At 39.0% G+C, this 17,946-nt stretch carries 17 protein-coding genes and 5 pseudogenes; 8 read left to right on the forward strand and 14 right to left on the reverse strand.

Annotation, left to right across the window (positions count from 1 at the left end; all coding sequences use genetic code 11):
• Positions 1 to 45 precede the first annotated feature (45 nt).
• Positions 46 to 1,083, forward strand: a complete 1,038-nt coding sequence (locus MHH79_RS10090) for a polysaccharide lyase family 1 protein (RefSeq protein ID WP_123373230.1) — start codon at positions 46 to 48, stop codon at positions 1,081 to 1,083.
• Between the two features lie 256 nt (positions 1,084 to 1,339).
• Positions 1,340 to 2,022, forward strand: a pseudogene (locus MHH79_RS10095) (SOS response-associated peptidase).
• A gap of 337 nt (positions 2,023 to 2,359) precedes the next feature.
• Here MHH79_RS10095 and MHH79_RS10100 read toward each other — a convergent pair.
• The 8 genes and pseudogenes from MHH79_RS10100 to MHH79_RS10135 form a co-directional block, all read right to left on the reverse strand.
• Positions 2,360 to 2,665, reverse strand: coding sequence for a hypothetical protein (locus tag MHH79_RS10100; protein ID WP_024571746.1), 306 nt, complete (start codon positions 2,663 to 2,665; stop codon positions 2,360 to 2,362).
• Positions 2,666 to 2,892: 227 nt separating this feature from the next.
• Positions 2,893 to 4,071, reverse strand: coding sequence for an oxalate decarboxylase (oxdD, locus tag MHH79_RS10105; protein ID WP_123373229.1), 1,179 nt, complete (start codon positions 4,069 to 4,071; stop codon positions 2,893 to 2,895).
• Between the two features lie 122 nt (positions 4,072 to 4,193).
• Entirely contained in the window at positions 4,194 to 4,682 is a 489-nt protein-coding gene (locus MHH79_RS10110) for a DUF4944 domain-containing protein (protein ID WP_123373268.1), read from the reverse strand.
• Between the two features lie 24 nt (positions 4,683 to 4,706).
• Positions 4,707 to 4,866, reverse strand: a pseudogene (locus MHH79_RS10115) (hypothetical protein).
• Positions 4,867 to 4,905: 39 nt separating this feature from the next.
• Positions 4,906 to 5,060, reverse strand: a pseudogene (locus MHH79_RS10120) (YoaP domain-containing protein); the annotation flags it as partial.
• A 42-nt stretch (positions 5,061 to 5,102) separates the two neighbouring features.
• A pseudogene (locus MHH79_RS10125) lies at positions 5,103 to 5,287 on the reverse strand (hypothetical protein).
• Between the two features lie 104 nt (positions 5,288 to 5,391).
• The gene (locus MHH79_RS10130) at positions 5,392 to 5,889 is read right to left on the reverse strand and encodes a hypothetical protein (protein ID WP_123373228.1); all 498 of its coding nucleotides are present in this window, start codon (positions 5,887 to 5,889) and stop codon (positions 5,392 to 5,394) included.
• Between the two features lie 101 nt (positions 5,890 to 5,990).
• The gene (locus tag MHH79_RS10135) at positions 5,991 to 6,902 is read right to left on the reverse strand and encodes a VanW family protein (protein ID WP_123373227.1); all 912 of its coding nucleotides are present in this window, start codon (positions 6,900 to 6,902) and stop codon (positions 5,991 to 5,993) included.
• A 346-nt stretch (positions 6,903 to 7,248) separates the two neighbouring features.
• Between MHH79_RS10135 and MHH79_RS10140 the strand changes: the two genes are divergently transcribed.
• The 3 genes and pseudogenes from MHH79_RS10140 to MHH79_RS10150 all read left to right on the forward strand — a co-directional run bounded on the left by MHH79_RS10140 (position 7,249) and on the right by MHH79_RS10150 (position 8,894).
• Positions 7,249 to 7,731 (forward strand): DUF2975 domain-containing protein, encoded by a 483-nt coding sequence (locus MHH79_RS10140; RefSeq protein ID WP_015251949.1) that lies wholly within the window; start codon positions 7,249 to 7,251, stop codon positions 7,729 to 7,731.
• A gap of 9 nt (positions 7,732 to 7,740) precedes the next feature.
• Positions 7,741 to 7,973, forward strand: a pseudogene (locus MHH79_RS10145) (helix-turn-helix transcriptional regulator).
• A gap of 126 nt (positions 7,974 to 8,099) precedes the next feature.
• Positions 8,100 to 8,894, forward strand: coding sequence for a DUF817 domain-containing protein (locus tag MHH79_RS10150; protein ID WP_339244593.1), 795 nt, complete (start codon positions 8,100 to 8,102; stop codon positions 8,892 to 8,894).
• A gap of 117 nt (positions 8,895 to 9,011) precedes the next feature.
• Here the strand turns inward: MHH79_RS10150 and MHH79_RS10155 are convergent, their stop codons facing one another.
• Positions 9,012 to 9,884: a LysR family transcriptional regulator gene (locus MHH79_RS10155; protein WP_004399248.1), complete on the reverse strand. Its 873-nt coding sequence runs from the start codon at positions 9,882 to 9,884 to the stop codon at positions 9,012 to 9,014.
• A gap of 100 nt (positions 9,885 to 9,984) precedes the next feature.
• Here MHH79_RS10155 and MHH79_RS10160 point away from each other — a divergent pair, with 100 nt between their 5' ends.
• Positions 9,985 to 10,863: a DMT family transporter gene (locus MHH79_RS10160; protein WP_041849917.1), complete on the forward strand. Its 879-nt coding sequence runs from the start codon at positions 9,985 to 9,987 to the stop codon at positions 10,861 to 10,863.
• A gap of 173 nt (positions 10,864 to 11,036) precedes the next feature.
• Here the strand turns inward: MHH79_RS10160 and MHH79_RS10165 are convergent, their stop codons facing one another.
• Both MHH79_RS10165 and MHH79_RS10170 read right to left on the reverse strand, forming a co-directional pair.
• On the reverse strand, positions 11,037 to 11,468 hold the full coding sequence (locus tag MHH79_RS10165) for a hypothetical protein (RefSeq protein ID WP_227057544.1): 432 nt from the start codon (positions 11,466 to 11,468) through the stop codon (positions 11,037 to 11,039).
• 263 nt (positions 11,469 to 11,731) lie between these two features.
• The gene (locus tag MHH79_RS10170; protein ID WP_339244602.1) at positions 11,732 to 12,364 is read right to left on the reverse strand and encodes a type 1 glutamine amidotransferase family protein; all 633 of its coding nucleotides are present in this window, start codon (positions 12,362 to 12,364) and stop codon (positions 11,732 to 11,734) included.
• Positions 12,365 to 12,619: 255 nt separating this feature from the next.
• Between MHH79_RS10170 and bla the strand changes: the two genes are divergently transcribed.
• Entirely contained in the window at positions 12,620 to 13,540 is a 921-nt protein-coding gene (bla, locus tag MHH79_RS10175) for a class A beta-lactamase (protein WP_340035132.1), read from the forward strand.
• Positions 13,541 to 13,779: 239 nt separating this feature from the next.
• Here bla and MHH79_RS10180 read toward each other — a convergent pair whose 3' ends face one another.
• Together MHH79_RS10180 and MHH79_RS10185 are read right to left on the reverse strand one after the other, a co-directional pair.
• Positions 13,780 to 14,151, reverse strand: a complete 372-nt coding sequence (locus MHH79_RS10180) for a DUF3221 domain-containing protein (RefSeq protein ID WP_015383836.1) — start codon at positions 14,149 to 14,151, stop codon at positions 13,780 to 13,782.
• Complete coding sequence (locus tag MHH79_RS10185) at positions 14,084 to 14,449, reverse strand: hypothetical protein (protein ID WP_251187729.1); 366 nt, start codon at positions 14,447 to 14,449, stop codon at positions 14,084 to 14,086. Before MHH79_RS10185 ends, MHH79_RS10180 begins: the two co-directional genes overlap by 68 nt.
• 83 nt (positions 14,450 to 14,532) lie before the next feature.
• Here MHH79_RS10185 and MHH79_RS10190 point away from each other — a divergent pair, with 83 nt between their 5' ends.
• The gene (locus tag MHH79_RS10190) at positions 14,533 to 14,796 is read left to right on the forward strand and encodes a hypothetical protein (protein WP_340035133.1); all 264 of its coding nucleotides are present in this window, start codon (positions 14,533 to 14,535) and stop codon (positions 14,794 to 14,796) included.
• A gap of 356 nt (positions 14,797 to 15,152) precedes the next feature.
• On the opposite strand, the gene ppsA is transcribed toward MHH79_RS10190, so the two are convergent.
• Positions 15,153 to 17,753 carry a phosphoenolpyruvate synthase gene (ppsA, locus tag MHH79_RS10195; RefSeq protein WP_340035134.1) on the reverse strand — a complete coding sequence of 867 codons (2,601 nt, stop codon included), beginning with the start codon at positions 17,751 to 17,753 and terminating at the stop codon, positions 15,153 to 15,155.
• Positions 17,754 to 17,946 lie beyond the last annotated feature (193 nt).

Consider the following 17,946-nt stretch of genomic DNA (forward strand, 5'->3'; position numbering starts at 1 on the left):
AATCCCCGCAAGGAAATTATTAAAATTGAAAGGAAGCATATTGTGATGAAACGACTTTTTTTATGGTTCACCGTCTTTAGTTTGTTTTTGGTTCTCTTGCCTGAAAAAGCATTAGGTGCAGTCGATTTTCCGAATACCTCAACAAATGGCCTTTTAGGTTTTGCCGGAAATGCCAAAAATGAAAAAGGCATTTCTAAAACGGGCACAACGGGTGGAAAAAACGGGCAGATTGTTTACATTCAAAGCGTAAATGATTTAAAAACCCACCTAGGAGGATCCACTCCGAAAATTTTAGTGCTTCAAAATGATCTTTCCGCATCTGCGAAAACAACAGTTACCATTGGCTCAAATAAAACACTCGTGGGCTCTTACGCGAAAAAAACGCTGAAAAATATTTATTTAACAACTTCATCAGCTTCTGGAAATGTCATTTTTCAAAATTTAACGTTTGAACACAGTCCGAAGATTAACGGAAATAATGATATCCAGCTTTATTTAGATTCCGGTATGAACTATTGGATTGATCACGTCACATTCTCAGGTCATAGCTATAATGCAAGCGGAAGCGATTTGGACAAACTCGTGTATATCGGAAAATCCGCAGATTATATCACGATCAGCAACTCAAAATTTGCGAATCATAAATACGGTTTGATTTTAGGATACCCGGATGATTCTCAGCATCAATATGACGGCTACCCCCACATGACAATCGCCAATAATTATTTTGAGAACTTGTATGTTAGAGGCCCAGGTCTGATGAGATACGGTTACTTTCATGTTAAAAACAATTACAGCAACAATTTTAACCAGGCGATTACAATTGCTACAAAAGCAAAAATATATTCCGAATATAATTACTTTGGGAAAGGCAGTGAAAAAGGCGGCATCCTTGACGACAAGGGCACTGGTTATTTCAAAGACATAGGCAGCTATCCATCACTCAACAAGCAAACCTCTCCGCTGACTTCTTGGAATCCCGGGTCAAACTATAGCTATCGTGTCCAAACGCCGGAATATACAAAAGAATTTGTCACGAAATATGCCGGATCACAAAGTACAACTCTGGTATTTGGCTACTGATATAAAAGAGGCCCTGCGTTAAAAACGCTGTGCCTCTTTTTATACTATAGGCTATTTTTAAGCGATCCTTGTAATTCCATCAAGATCCAGCGTCGGTCAAACTAAAAAGCATATGTTCTTTTCCACAATAACTTCTTAACTGGCTTTCTTATTATACCAGTTTATCGCAAGTGAAAAGAAATCATTGTTCTGAACCTGTATTAAATGAACGTTCGTCCGACAAACTATTCAAAAACCCCTAAAAAGGATGATGGATATGTGCGGCAGGTTTACTTTGTACTCTGCATTTGATGATATTATTGACCAGTTTGACATCGATCAATTTTTCCTAAAGGTGAATACCAGCCAAGCTATAATGCCGCACCATCACAAAACATCCTTGCAATCATCAATGATGGATCAAATAATCGCTTAGGCAAGCTTAGATGGGGACTTATTCCACCTTGGGCAAAAGATGAAAAGATCGGTTATAAAATGATCAATGCTCGAGCCGAAACAATTACCGAGAAACCGGCCTTTCGAAGACCGCTTGTCAACAAACGCTGCATCATACCAGCAGACAGTTTTTATGAATGGAAACGGCTTGATTCCAAAACCAAAATCCCAATGCGGATCAAATTGAAATCATCTGCTCTTTTTGCGTTTGCTGGCTTATATGAAAAGTGGAGCACACATCAAGGATACCCTCTTTATACCTGCACCATCATAACAACTGAGCCTAATGAGTTCATGAAAGATATACACGACCGAATGCCGGTTATATTGGCCCATGATCATGAAAAGGAGTGGCTTAACCCCCAAAATACAAGCCCTGATTATCTGCAAAGTTTGCTGCTGCCTTATGATGCTGATGACATGGAAGCATACCAGGTTTCATCATTAGTAAATTCACCTAAAAATAATTCAGCTGAGCTTCTTGATGCAGAAAATCAAATGTAGTGATTGAAATTCTCTAGCAAGAACTTGTCAAATAGCTTTGTTCCTTAGGTGCCAATCCCTCTAGTAATTATGAATATTTAGTACATAGATCAATTAGTTATTTTTTGTATCAGTTTGAAATAATTTTATTATGTAAACTTAAATAAGCAATGTTATCCCTTTCATATAAAATAGTTTACATTTTTATAAAATCGCTTCACTTTTCTATTTTGTCAGCAAAAAAAAACTGAACCACATTACACTGATAAAACCTGCCGCACCTGTGATTGCAAATATGATATAAGCCATATAGGTAAATACATACACTTTCCCTCCTATGAATTAAATGAAATTTCTTTCATCTTACATGAAGGTCTTCTTTCTTTTGTTTATCCAGTGTAATACTTAATAATATGTTGATGAATGCAGCTGGAAAATATATAAATCCCACTCCAAGAATGCCTAGTATTGTACTTAAACTTACTATGTAATTCTTTGTCATCGTTTGACTGTCAATCAATAATAGAAGTGAAATCAATCCAGCTAAAACACCTATAAACCAAGCATCGCCAACAGCATAAGAATCATCCAGCATCCCTAACCATCGCCCCAATATAGAGCTCCCAATAGCAGTCAAACTGGATAAAAATATGAGTGCTTTCATTTCTTGTCCTCCTTTAAAGCCAATCAAACTGGTAGAAATTAGCCATTGAATTTCCATTAGCGGGTGGTTATCATTTCCACATTAACATTTTAAAGCTCATTACAATACGATTCAAGCAGAAAAACCCTACATAACGTATATATAGGGATTTAATAAAACACAGGCCAAAATTCAGCTCTATCTACTTTAAAAAGATATGAAGGGCAGCTGTGTGATCTGTTACGTCTTTACGTACCGGGATATTTCACAACAGGCACTTTCTTCTTACGCAGAGAATCAAGCATGACTGATCCAGCATTCAAGTTGCTTTGCACTAATTCTTTAGGCGTCAATGCCATCCACTGATTGAGTGACACATCTGCATAGCGGTTACTTTTGAACATTTCTAAAAACCATAATGTTTCTGTACCAGTGTTTTGTATATAGTGTCCGGCATTAGAAGGCACGTATCCAACGTCGCCTGCTCTATAATCAAATGTGCGGGCAGTCCCATTTCCGATAAATACCGTCATTCGTCCCTGTCCTGTTAGATAATATTGCCACTCATCGCTATTGGGATGCCAATGAAGCTCTCTCATCGCGCCAGGCTCAATCTGAACAAGTGCAGCGGCTATCGTTTTTGAAATTGGGAAGTTAGAAGAATCCACTATTCGTACACTCCCCCCTGGCATTTGAATTGGGGGTTGATTTAACAACTCGTGTTTAAAGGTCATGGGGACTTTTCCATATGGTGACTGAATGTCTTCACTGGCGACTGATCCCGGCACATTCCCTTGGTAGATATAGACTTGCTCAGACGGAAGAGAGTTGAAAGCATTCTCCGGGACACCGAAATTTGCAGACAGAACGTCTTTTGGTGTGTGTGCAAGCCAATCTGAAATGGTTAACGTTGAAAACTCAGAAAAGTTTCCATCATCGAATACGAGCAGAAACTCGCAGTGTTCCAATCCCTGTATGGAATGCGGAATTCCTGCCGGGAAGTACCAAAGGTCGCCGGGACCAACATCAGCAATGAAATTTCGTCCGTCTTGGTCAACAGCGGTGATACGTGCCCGTCCCAAAAGCATATAAGCCCACTCCGCTTGCTTATGCCAATGAAGCTCACGGACGCCTCCCGCAGTTAAGCTCATGTTTACACCTGCAATCGCAGTCGAAATCGGAAGCTGTCTTACGGTGATTTCTCTTGACCAGCCGCCGTGATCTAATTTCATGGGAGCGTCTGAGAATGAAAATCTCAAGTTAGGAATCATACCCTCATCTGTAACAGGCGGAACAAGTATATTCGGATTTTGAATATCCCGTATTATATTTCGCGGGCCTGCATCAATAGCTCCAGCTCCATCACTTCGAATAGGCTGCGGCACGTTTCTGTCTTCATGATTGATTGGTTGTTGTTCCAACAGCATGCACCTCGTTTTAGAAATGAACAAGATTTTATTTCAGCCTATGCAGAATCTTAGATTGCTGTGCCTAGGAATCCGTAAATAAAAAAGTGACCACCAATGTGATCACAAATACAGCGAATAAGCTATTTTTTATACCATGGCTTCTTATGTAATTTGATTTCTTCTGTCTGTTTTTTCTGGCCTGTCTTCCACTCCACTTTCACTAAGACATCATGTCCTATCACTTCATCTTCAGGCATATAATTAAAGGTGGCGATATGGTCCTCCATGCGTCCCCCACCCGGCATTTCATCACCTGTGTACTCTGATAAGTCGTACTCATCTACGTTATCATCTTGATACTTTTCGCCATCTACATACAGAGTAATTCTTTCAACAACAGTTCTTTTCTCATCTTTCTTACTCCCCTGCCAATACAAATTCAAAAAGTAATTAGGTCCAATTGAAGTTTTTCCTGATTTTTCAAGGTTAGACATCCACAGTCCGCTTTTCCCGCTGCCCTCATATTTCACTTTGTTTCCTGACACCATTACAAATAATGTGATGATGCAGATGATCAAGAATCCAGCAATGATCAATAGCCATTTCTTAATATTGTTCTTTTTTCTCATGCTTTTCCCCACTTCCCTAACTCTTTAGTAGGAAAATATGATCAAAATGTTACCGAAAAGAAAATAAAAAAGGGCTAATGATCTAACAGATGACTGTCTAAACTTACTTTTGACTTAAATTAAAGCGCTCTCTAAAGACAAGATTAAAACGTATAACAGCTCTTAAATGCATTTTTTGTTTCATTGAGTCAATAACCTTAAAATGGCTTTTTATTATTAAAAATCAAGCTAGTGTATTAAGTAATTTTTCAAATTTATTTATACTCATGATCTCGTGAGTCACAAATCTCCCATCAAAAAAACGCTAAAAGTTGTCCAAATAGCTGGTGACTTTTGTTCCTCTTCTTTTGATGATAACTGAATTGACTGAAATTGAACTGTGAAAATTTCGAAATTAAAGATTTTTAATAATGAAACGGGCTACACTTGTTTAGGTGTCACTGTCATTATCAGTAAAATGTTGCGCTGAAATGCGCAGTCAGTCACAAAGTCTCTATTCGTATTCAATAGAGACTTTGTGATCATCGACAACATTTCACTCCCATCGGATAATGTATCCAAAAGTCCTCCTCTGGTTCTTCTCTATAGTCATTAATCACAGTCACTTTGACATTTGACTCAGCTATGATTGGTTTTCCAACAATTATCTTCGTTTTTTCCTCAGGCAAAGTAAGAGATCGAATCATCAAAGCCATTCCATCTTTACTGTCTAATTAACGCCATCTTCAGTGAATTTAAAGGTCTGTTTTAAATTGCGTCCTTCTTGCCCCTTCTGTGTCCAAATTATAACAACCTCTAATTCAGAGGCCTTATCTGCCAGCATAAAATGATTGAACTTCAGCGGTGAGCCATCATTTAAACTTTCAGCTAACATTTTAGAATCTTCTTTTGGTTTGACACAATTTTCATCGGGACATCCAAAAAGCGAAAACCTTGTGATTGAATTAGGGTCATTTCTATACAATTGCACATCCACTGTAGCTGCTTTTCCCCCTATATTTTTGACTTCCAAGGAATATACTTGATATTCTCCTTTTTGAGGTCTCGCAAATTCCTTTGCATTTTTTGCTTCACTTACTTTTACTGACCACTGGTCTGTTTTTTGTGTAATAGGCAACACCGTAAAAGTCAGGGCATGCGCTTTTGATTGGCAAAACGTAAATCCAACTGCTGTAAAAACAATTACAGAAAATAATACCCTTTTCACTTCATTTATCCCTCCTTCCTTTTCACTGGCCGTTCCTTAAAGAATTGATTTTGAGCAATCTACAAGCTCTCTTAACCAAAACCTTACCTAAGGTTTTGTCTTTACTGCTCTGCATTTATTTCTTTCGGTATCCGAGATGGAGCTTTGGGGATTTTTCTCAATTTGCTGTTTATCACATCAGAAGAGTATAGCGTAATAATCATACTTCCCCCATACCTTTTTGCCCGAATTAAGATTGGTTGGTTATATTGGTTTTGAAAGCGAAAGTCAGGACCTCCCCAGCTTACCGTCGCATCCCGTCCGGGCGGTACATATGGTACACTTCTAGTATGAGAATAGCGCTGAACGATCTGCAGTCCTGCACGATCAACTGCATTAAATAGAGTTGAGGACACCTGACAAATTCCTCCTCCTACACCTTCAGACAACTCCCCTTTTACAATAATGGGTGCACTTTTATATCCTTTGTTCCGAGTTCTCATTCCCACAACTTGGTTAAATGAAAACGTCTCATTAGGGAAAACAACGTGATTGTCGATTGCTTTTGCAGAAAGAGAAATATTGTGTGAACGGCTTTTATTGCTTGAGTTAAAATAGGTCACGTACTGACCAAGCTGCTGCGCACTGATGTGAGCTAGCAGCTCGCTGTCAACTTTCGGATAAATGTTCATTTCCGGCACTTCTATCTTGGAGGGACCTTGCCCATAAAAATACGCATAAAACTTTTCCATAAACGCCTGTTGATACAGTTTGTAGCCAACCCTGCCCGGGACGATGCTTCCATGATCGTTAAGGACAGCATTTATCGGCTCACGGTACACTTTCTGATCAAGCTGTTTGATGAATTTACTGTATTTTTCATAGTCAACCATTGGAGTGCCGGGAAGAGGCATTGTAAAGTCTTCACGGTTAACAGTGGCAATCGTCCGTCCTTGCTGTGTGACCGTTAAACTGTCCTGCGGCTCACTCGGCTGAGCCAATAAAAAAAGACCAGTGATCAAAATTTGTATCATAAGTCGGTTTACCTCCCGATCATTAGTATGAACAGCCGCTTATCCTTTGATGTATTTCTTCCCATCGTTTGTTTGAATCTTTAGACGTTGATAAAAACCTTCATAAAAGAGCTTAGCTTTATGTTCACACCGATCCCTGAGCTCACTGAGGCACACGGTTCATTCAGTCGGCAAGTTTGCAGTAGTTCAGCATCTCCCAGTGATGAGGGATGCTTTTTTGTCTTGTCAAAAATGAAAAGGGTCTCCTATAACAACAACAAATCAATCCATTTCAATATTTTTTTATTGAGAAACGATAAATTTTTTGTTACATTCAATTAGACAACAAATAAATGAGGTGCTTGTTATGAATCGAATGTCGACAATTTTTTTAAAGATAGCTTTGGTTCTTATTGGAATTCCAATTCTTGCTTTATGCATTTTTTTAGTGCCTAAGATAGCTAACTATTCAGCAGAATTATTTCCAAATATCGCTTATATAAAATATCTCGTTTTCATCTATTTGTATGTAACGGCGATACCTTTTTACTTTGCTCTTTATCAAGCGTTCAAACTTTTAAGCTATATTGACAAAAACAAAGCTTTCTCGGGTTTGTCTGTAAGAGCTTTGAAGAATATAAAATATTGCGCAGTCACTATCAGTATCTTTTACGCAGCAGGCATGCCTGTCTTTTATCTGATGGCCGAGATAGACGACGCCCCGGGTATCATTGTGATCGGATTGGTTATTATTTTTGCTTCAATGGTGATTGCGGTCTTTGCTGCTGTTCTTCAAAAACTGTTAAAAGAAGCGATAGATATAAAATCAGAAAATGACTTAACGGTCTGAGGTGATGACATGGCGATTATTATCAACATTGATGTGATGCTTGCTAAGAGGAAAATGAGCGTAACAGAGCTTTCAGAGAGAGTTGGCATCACCATGGCTAATCTTTCGATATTGAAAAACGGAAAAGCAAAGGCTATTCGATTATCAACTTTAGAAGCGATTTGCAAGGCTTTAGAATGTCAGCCCGGGGATATATTGGAATACCGAAGTAATGAAGACACACAGGATTCGTAAAAAAATAGGTAAGATCAACAGAAAAATAAAGTGATTGGCGGTGAGCTTATGGACATAAACTTATATCCATCTAGCTACTATACTAAGCGTCCCTTCCATACACGAAGAATACAACTATGGAGGAGGCATACATCATGAGAGCAATAAAACAAATCGTTCATTTTGGCTGGGAACAAGCCCTTTCATGTTTGTTTCCTGCCGTTATTTTTGCCTCTTTGGCTATTACGCAAATCATCCCACTGCCCTTCTTGCCGCGATATGACTGGCTGCTCATTATCTGCGTTCTCATGCAATTGTGGATGGTGCGTTCCGGTCTTGAAACACGGGATGAATTAAAAGTGATCACATTATTCCACCTTATTGGGCTTGCTCTGGAACTTTTTAAAGTCCATATGGGCTCCTGGTCTTACCCAGAAGAAGGATACTCCAAAATATTTGGAGTACCTTTGTATAGCGGCTTTATGTACGCAAGTGTAGCCAGTTATTTGTGCCAGGCATGGAGAAGGCTTAAGGTTGAGCTGGTTAAGTGGCCGCCTTTTTTTGCAGTTGTTCCGCTTGCCGCAGCGATTTATTTGAATTTTTTCACCCACCATTTTTCTATAGATATTCGATGGTGGTTATCTGGGCTTGTCATCATTGTCTTTTGGCAAACATGGGTTACATACGAGGTGAATGGAGCTCGTTACCGTATGCCGCTCGCACTTTCTTTTGTACTCATCGGATTTTTTATATGGATAGCGGAAAATATCGCTACGTTTTTTGGAGCTTGGAAATATCCAAACCAAATCGATACATGGAGTCTTGTACACCTTGGAAAGGTAAGTTCATGGCTCTTGCTAGTGATTGTTAGCTTTCTTATAGTAGCATCATTAAAACAAGTTAAGGAGCAGAGTCCCACAAAGACAGAGATGGATGAATCTTTTTCTTAGCATACAAGGTCCCAAATAGAGTGACAAGCAACGTTCAAATGGTTGCTTTTTTCTTTTATGTAACTCTGCCGGTGAGTATTCATCTTCTTCAAATTTCATCGCAACACGATAACTGATTCAGATTACAACTGCTTTCAACACTTTGACAAACTCATGCGCCGCCGGCGTTATCTCTTCAAATGAATGTGCGATGACGCCAATATCGCGTGTGACCCTAGGAAAGATGTCCTTTTTAATCAACTGATGCGGGACGGATGAAAGTGTAAAGTTTGAAATGATGCCGATACCCAAGTTATTTTTGACCATATTAATCAAGGTTTCGGCATTTTGCACAGTTAAGTTTTCCTTTAATTCGATGTTGTATTGCGAAAATGCGTTTGACATCGCGATTTCATGACCGCCTTTACAAAAAATGAGGTCATCTTGATATGTTTCAAGGTCGACATGCTTTTCAAGTTTTAATTCGTCACGCTGCGGCGGGATGACGGCCACCATATAGTCGTTACACAATAGCTGATTTTCAAACGGTTCAAATGGAGATGCTGCGATCCCGATATCAACCGTACGATCTTCAACCCATCCTTTTATTTGGTCAGAGGTTCCTTCGATCAATTCTATGCGGATCAGCGGGTAGTTTGATCTGAATGCCGCAATCGCCTGTGGCATGATATTTGTTGAAACTGCAGGAAATGAACCAATTTTCACCTTCCCGTTTAACAGCTTGTTTTCCCGGTTGGCTACTTGATATATTTTGCTTTCAATTCCCTTCATTTGTCTCGCCAGCAGCAATATTTCTTTTCCGATGTCAGTCAGCATTAAACCATGATGTTTATCCCTGATCAATAATTTGAGCTGCAGTGAGCTCTCCAGGTTTTTTATCGCTTTACTTACCGCCGGCTGAGAGATGAACAATTCTTTTGCCGCTTCTGTAATATTTAATTTCTCCCCGACTTTTACAAATATGTGAAGATGGTTCATGTTCATAACCATTTGGTTATACCCCCAATAATAAAAATGTATTTCAGTTATACATAAATGTAACATATGATAGAAACCAGCACGATATTTTAACAAGAAAGGCGGCTTCATTATGGTAAAAGTTATGCTGGGAATCATATCTGTCACACTTATTTGGGGTTATACTTGGGTTGCGATGAAAGTAGGAATTCATGACATCCCCCCGCTTTTATTTTCGGGTTTGCGCCTGTTCATCGGAGCAGTTCCTTTATTTCTCATTCTCTTCATCCAAAGAAAAAAGCTTTCAATTCAAAAAGAACATCTCAAAAGCTATATCATCATGAGCCTGTTGATGGGGCTGGGCTATATGGGAATTTTGACGTATGGAATGCAGTTTGTCGATTCAGGGAAAACCTCTGTTTTGGTATATACAATGCCTATATTTGTTACGGTGATCAGCCATTTTTCATTAAACGAGAAAATGAATGTGTATAAAACGATGGGACTGGTCTGCGGCCTCTTCGGACTGTTATTTATATTTGGAAAGGAAATGCTCAATATCGATCAAAGCGCTTTATTTGGGGAGCTGTGCGTACTTGCGGCAGCGCTTAGCTGGGGAATCGCGAATGTGTTCAGCAAGCTACAATTCAAGCATATCGATATTATTCACATGAATGCCTGGCACCTTATGATGGGAGCCGTCATGTTATTGGTGTTTTCCTTTATATTTGAGGCGGTCCCTTCAGCCGAGTGGACATATCAGGCGGTGTGGTCATTGCTGTTTAATGGCTTGCTTTCCACCGGCTTTACCTTTGTCGTATGGTTTTGGGTGCTCAATCAAATCCAAGCGTCAAAAGCATCCATGGCATTAATGTTTGTTCCCGTATTGGCCCTATTCTTTGGATGGCTGCAATTGCACGAACAGATCACCATCAATATTATCCTCGGCGCACTGCTGATATGCTGCGGGATTTTTATGAATACATTTACATTTTCACGACGGAAAGTGTGAATGATATACATTTCCCCTGTCATTTGGGCTTCATGTGACAGGAGACGACTATTACGAGAAAGTCCTTCTAGAATCGTGACGACAGCCTATTAAACAATGAAAAAAGCTAATGTCTGCATGTAGACATTAGCTTGGCTGGCGTTTAGGCTGGTGAGAATCCAGATTCTTTTTTATTACCATTCTGGCTGATCAAACTGAAAACCGTATAGACCTTTTACTTTAACATCTCCACAATCTGGATCTTTTGTCAAAATCAAATAATGAGTCTTATAAGGCATCGTCTCAACTCGATCAGTTGCACTCAAATCAAAATGATCCCCTGAGAAGTTTTTTTCACTAACGGTTATTTCATATCCTGACAAAGTCATTCGCATGATTCTTGCGTTAATTGTACATCCTTCAGTATCGAAAATGGTGAATCTGTACCCAAAGTGAGATGTCCAATGGTTTGAATTTAGGTCATCAGACTTCATAAACCATTTTTCATTTTCTGTCATTGTAAAACTCACTTTCTCCTCATCTTTCACGATAACGGCTGAAGCTTCCCCTACATGGATAGTGAAAGCCAAAAGAAATGTAAAAGCTAACATCAACATCTTTTTCAAAAGAGTTCCTCCCGATATCTTTTACTTCAATATATTGGAAGGGTCTGTTCTGATCAAGACAGTCTTCTCCAAATGAATCTTTAGCACCATGAAATGAGCCTTAATAAGAACAGTTTTAACCCAAATCAAACTCTATTCGAAATAAGGCCTACCAATCTATATTCTTTTTTAGAGTTTCTGCATTTCTTTATTTAGCTCCTAGACACATATAAAAAATGCTCCTATAAGTTCAGGAGCACTACTAAAAACTGCTAAAGTGTTTTCTATCGATTTATTGTATTCATTAGCTCAAAGAAGTATTCAGGCTTTTGAGTCTTATTTAGCTTATACCATGAACGCAAAGTATCTGGTGCAAATACATCTAATTTTTTCAATACTTCTACCGCAAATTCCAGAGGAGCAATTCCTGATGCAGTAACCAAATTTTTATCAGATACTGCTGGTTCCTTTTCATATAGTGTTTCTCCTTTGTAATTAGGGCAGACCATTTTCATATACTCTAGGTCATTGCTTGTGTGCTTTCTCGAATTTAAGTATCCTTCATTCGCGAGGCCCAGGGTTGCCCCACAAATTGCAGCAATAGTCGTGCCGAGCTTTAAAGCGTCGCCAACTTTTTTCAAGATCGGCTGATGAATATCTTCTCCCCAAGTGTTTCCTCCGGGTAAAATGATAAGATCTTGACTCCCAAGAGTACATTCGTCAAGAGAAATATCTGGTTTTATGCTTAATCCTCCCAACGTAGTTATCATTTCTTTATTAACCCCTACTGTAACTACTTTTAAAGATGCTGCATCTTGTTTAAAGTATCTCCCTGAGTTTAGTTCCGCAATTAAATATCCATATTCCCAGTCTGACATTGTGTGAAATACGTAGAGATAAACTTTTCTCGTTTGCATCCAATAACACTCCAATCACAATTGATAAAGCTTTCTAATAGATGACTTTGCTGACAGCCATTGTCAGCATATGTAATCTGATTTGCCTATTCTTATATAATACCATGTAGGTGGGCAATTGCCCTTGTTCTGCCAACTTATTGAAAATATAAGATAATTTGATTCTATGTTTACTAGCGCAAAGGGGTTTGTTACACTAACTGTCATGGGAAACATTTCAAAGATAATACAAAATCATTTGAATGAGGAGGCCTGATGAAGTTGAAAAATAAAACGTCAATAAAATTCGGAATATGTGTTGGGCTTTTATGTTTAAGCATTACTGGTTTCACACCTTTTTACAGCTCAACGCATGCCGAAGCAAAATCCATAGAAGACACAAACATGGCAAGCTGTATAACGAATAAAGAATTTGTTCAACTTGAGAAAAAATTTGATGCCACGCTTGGTGTTTATGCAATTGATACAGGTTCAAACAAGACAATCGCCTATCGGCCGAATGAGCGATTTGCTTACGCATCAACCTATAAAGTTCTAGCCGCAGCTGCTGTCCTGAAGAAAAACTCAATTGAAAAACTTAATGAAGTCATCCACTACAGCAAGGACGATCTTGTTACATATTCTCCAATCACAGAGAAACACCTAGACACAGGCATGAGCCTAAAAGAAATCTCGGAAGCGGCTATCCGTTACAGCGATAATACCGCTGGGAACATCTTGTTGCAACAGCTTGGCGGCCCTAAAGGTTTTGAAAAGTCACTGAAACAGATTGGGGATCATGTAACGAAAGCTAAACGATTCGAGACGGATCTAAACTCTGCGATTCCTGGTGATATTCGTGACACCAGCACCGCAAAAGCACTGGCAACCGATCTTAAAGCCTTCACTTTAGATAACACTCTCACGACTGACAAACGCACGATCTTAACCGATTGGATGCGAGGCAATGCTACTGGTGACGAACTGATTCGGGCAGGCGCTCCAATAGGATGGGAAGTCGGCGATAAATCTGGAGCCGGAAGCTACGGGACACGAAACGACATTGCTATCGTTTGGCCGCCTAACAGAGCTCCTATTGTTGTGGCAATTCTGTCAAACCGCTTTACGAAAGATGCTAATTATGATAATGCTCTTATCGCTGAGGCTGCAAAAGTCGTCCTTAACGATCTCAAATAAAAAATTTGAAGCACAATATTGCGAATTCCTTTATCCTTTTGCCATAAAGGAAAAAAGACATTACTTTTGTAAACCCCGCCGTTCATTTTTAATGAACGGTTTTTTCATATTCTCACTAATACCTCTCTTTCTTTAAGTATCTTAAAACACGAATCGTTAACATGAATGGCAAGTTTTCATTTATGAAACCAAGTAAAGTTTGAAACAGACCATCAGAGGTTATCTATACGAGAATTCAATTATTTTTTTTGTAATAATTTATATTGTTGTATCGTTGCACTTGGTGGATTTGACTCTTTTCGTGTATGGAACCACACTTTTATTTTTTCACCTCTTTTGAGATCTTCTGTGTTATCAATCTCACTTAATCCTACAATTATTATGTTATTTTTAAACTTGTTCATAAGTTGTCCTTCAGAAAGATTGTAATCTTCTTTTACTGGAGCTTTTGTATCGGTAATGAGAATTGCCCTTTCATTGTCTTTAAGCACGACATAGCCTACTAGGCTCTGCATCTTTGTTTCTTCTCCGTGTTGTTCATTTTTATTGCAGCCTGCAAGGAAAATAATGAGTATAATGAGCACTATCAAGCTTACTCCGATTTTCGGCATCTTTCTCCCTCCTCTTTAAACTCTTTTTGATCTTTAAAATAAACAACAGGATATCACCCAACCCATCTACTTCTTTTTGCAATTCATAACAGCAGCATACTCCATTCTCCAATTCCTCAACCTTCTTCTTATTCTTTCTCAAATATTTGCATGTGGTAGCCCTCGATATTATCCCCTTACTCATTTTTGCGCCTTCAAATATATTATTGAAGGCCGCTTCTTTCTGGATTCCAGCATAAATATACTTATCCTTACTGTCGTTTACTATCGCAACTTCCATTAAAATCAAAATTTTCACATTTTATGATCCATTATTCACTTCCAAAACAACTTCCAATCGCTACATAATATATGTATTAATTGTAAATGGAGTTGGTATAATTGAACATGAGGAAAATCTTATTGAGTTCTGCTTTATCCTTTGGCATGCTCATATCCGCGGTTCCCGTATTGGCTGCTGGCACTTCGTCTGAGGTTGCAGTAAAAAGTGATGAGTATGATTATGACACTATATACCGCATTAGTCCTCTGCCAATGGACTTCCAGCCAACAATAGAATACAACGGTTATACTTATAAGCTTACACGTCATTATTTTGATTACTCAATCGGGTTTTACACGGCTATTTATACAAAAGTTGTTTAAATTTATAAAGGAGCTTTTTAGCTCCTTTTTCTCTTGTTTTAGATATTTTTTTCTATGTGGTCCCCTATCAAATTCTCCAGTTCTCTTTGACACGAACAAAATCTAAAGTTTGGTTTTATGCTGGTAATAAAAAATTCACTTTAAAGAAGCGCCGCCCGCAAAATGCGGCTTTTGCACACTACGCCAATTTTATATAGAAAAGCCAGACCTCCTCCAAGAGGTTCCAGCTTTTCTTAATGTGCTATCGATCTTCGTTAGTTCAACGGGAACTTTATCATTCGGTACAAATGCAGCCTCCCAGCTTCTAGTTAGGGGTGATGGCGGAATATCTGATGGCTCTTTACACACATCAGACATTATAAGATTTCAATGTAGCCTTCTGTACCATGAACGCGAATTCGTTGCCCATCTTTTATCAGCTTGGCAGCATTTTCAACGCCAACAACTGCAGGTAAGCCATATTCACGGGCTATAACAGCTCCATGTGTCATCAGTCCCCCAACTTCGGTGACTAGGCCTTTTATGGATACAAACAATGGTGTCCAGCTTGGATCGGTAAAGGAGGTAACTAATATATCTCCATCTTCTAAATCAGCATCTTCCATGTTTAAAATGACACGCGCTCGGCCCTCTATCACTCCGGAGGAAACAGGTAGACCTACAATCGCTCCGGCTGGGAGATTTTCTCGTTTATACTCACCTGTAACGATTTCACCATCAGACGTGATAACACGTGGTGGAGATAGTTTTTCATATAATGTGTACTCGTCTTTTCGTGTACTGATGATTTGATAATCCAGTTTATGTGTGCGTACGACTTCGTGAAGTTCTTCAAAAGTGAGATAGTATATATCTTCTTTTTCACGAATAACGCCCGCTTCTATGAGTTGTTCGGATTCTTTCAGTAAAGCCTGCTTATAAACGAAGTATCGATTAACCATTCCGTATTTTGGATATTCCCTAAACCCGCTGAAATTCCGGATGATATCTATCATTCGTTTTGTTTCTTTGGCTTTTTGTTCACCATCCGGTAATTGCTTTAATCGATCTAATAACTCTTGTTCTTTCTTCAAAGCTTCCTGTCGCCCTTGCTCAAATTTCCGATGGCCGACATTAGGCTCAAAATTTTTAATATTATTAAGAATCATTGGGACAAGTGTAGTTGGTTTTTCGCTCCATCGAGTTCTTGTAATATCAATTTCTCCGGTACATCGCATTCCGTATTTGCTGAGATAATCATAGATCGCGTCTCGGGTTTTGCTTCCGCCATCAAACTTAGCCAGTTCATCCAAAAAATTATCATCTTTTACATGTTGTAAGTAATCAATTACCTCTGGATAAGGACGAATCACATCTGCGACGTCTAATAGCGCAAGACCCATTTCTGAAGTAATATTATGGGGTACAGATTGAGAAAGCGTATCTGCTGCATTTTTTTCACCTAACCACTCGTTCATTTTTTCGTTAATCCATAATGAAGCATTCATAGCAGTTCGAATCACAACCGAACTTTCTGGGTTAAATAAAATCTTCTTTAATTCTTGGATATCTTCTAGAATAAAACGAAATAAATCTGATCCTGATTTCGTTTGGATGTTTTGTTTTAACTCTTCTATCGATGTTTGACTGCTCTCAATCAAATCAGACACGATTGTCGGATCGTTTTCAACTTGAGCCGGCATATCTGCATTGCCTCTGCTGGGATTGGGTGCTGTTTTATCATTTGGTATCGACTTTATGAAATCTCGTCGGTTTATTATGGTCATAAGTGCGTCTTTTAAGAGCTGATCGTGCTGCCCCATGCCTTTTAAGAAAACTTCTCTGCTGTCAGGGGATGCCAGATGATGTGTGACATCAACAAATAGCCTTCCACCGGCTTTACGCATGGGTGCAGCAGTCGTCAACAGAAAAAAAGACAATCCCAGTGGTTTTATGGCATCCGTCATCATTTGTTGATGACCAACAGAAATATAGACGTGATTTTCTTGGTCACTCGCTTCAGGAATGGGAAATAAAGTAGTGATTGGACGACTCTGTACAATATAAAAAGTATCGCGGGCCAAACACCATTCGATATCTTGAGGCTGGCCGAAATGAGCTTCGATCTGTCTTCCAATGCGTGCCAGCTGTAAAATTTGTTCATCAGTCAGTGTTTGAGCCTTTTGCTGATCAGAATTGATCTGCTGTGTTTCTGTTCCGCCTTCTTTTCGTCCGTAGATAGCCAATTTTTTAGTTGCTATTCTCTTATCGATGATTTGCCCATCCTGTACTTTATAACAATCAGCAGATACCAAGCCGGAAACCAGTGCTTCACCAAGTCCAAAACCGGCATCGATGGATAACACCTTTCGGTTGGAGGTAATCGGATCAGCGGTAAATAAAATCCCCGAAGCCTGAGGGAAAACCATCCTTTGAACGATAACGGATAAATAAACTTGGCTGTGGTCAAATCCATTTTGCATACGGTAAATAACCGCGCGATCCGTAAATAGGGACGCCCAGCATTTACTGATATGCTGCAAGATTGCATCGACGCCAATAATATTTAAATAGGTGTCTTGTTGACCGGCAAAAGAAGCATGTGGTAAATCTTCAGCAGTCGCACTAGAACGCACGGCATAGGCATGTTCCTCGCCAAACTGGGAGAGATATTGAGCAACTGCTTTCACAACATCAGAAGGAATGCCTACTTCCATAATGATTTGCCGAATCTTTCTGCTGGTTTTACCAATTTGATCTCGGTCCTCAACTTTTAGCATGGTCAATTGATCCAACAACACTTGTAACGTTTCGTTTTGTTCGATGGCTTTTTGATATCCTACTGTTGTGACACAAAATCCTTCTGGTACTTGTATACCTTGAATTTTTGATAATTCCCCTAAATGTAACCCTTTTCCTCCAACAAGCGAAAGCTGTGTTTTTTCAATTTCATGTAAACCGAGAACCAAAGAACTCATTCTACATCTCTCCTTCAAAAAAAATATTGACAAGAGCTTCCTAGCAGGATATAATAAAATTATAAGATGGATATCTATAACTTCTAACTAGAAAGCGCACGTAGTGTGATTATATCACCGTGGCTATTTTTGTGCAATATAAAAAGAACCTGGGCAATTTCACCAGGTTCTTTCTTAATTTCCATAGCTAGTC

Source organism: Bacillus sp. FSL K6-0993, from assembly GCF_037977205.1.
In the GTDB taxonomy this organism is placed as follows: Bacteria; Bacillota; Bacilli; order Bacillales; family Bacillaceae; genus Bacillus; species Bacillus subtilis.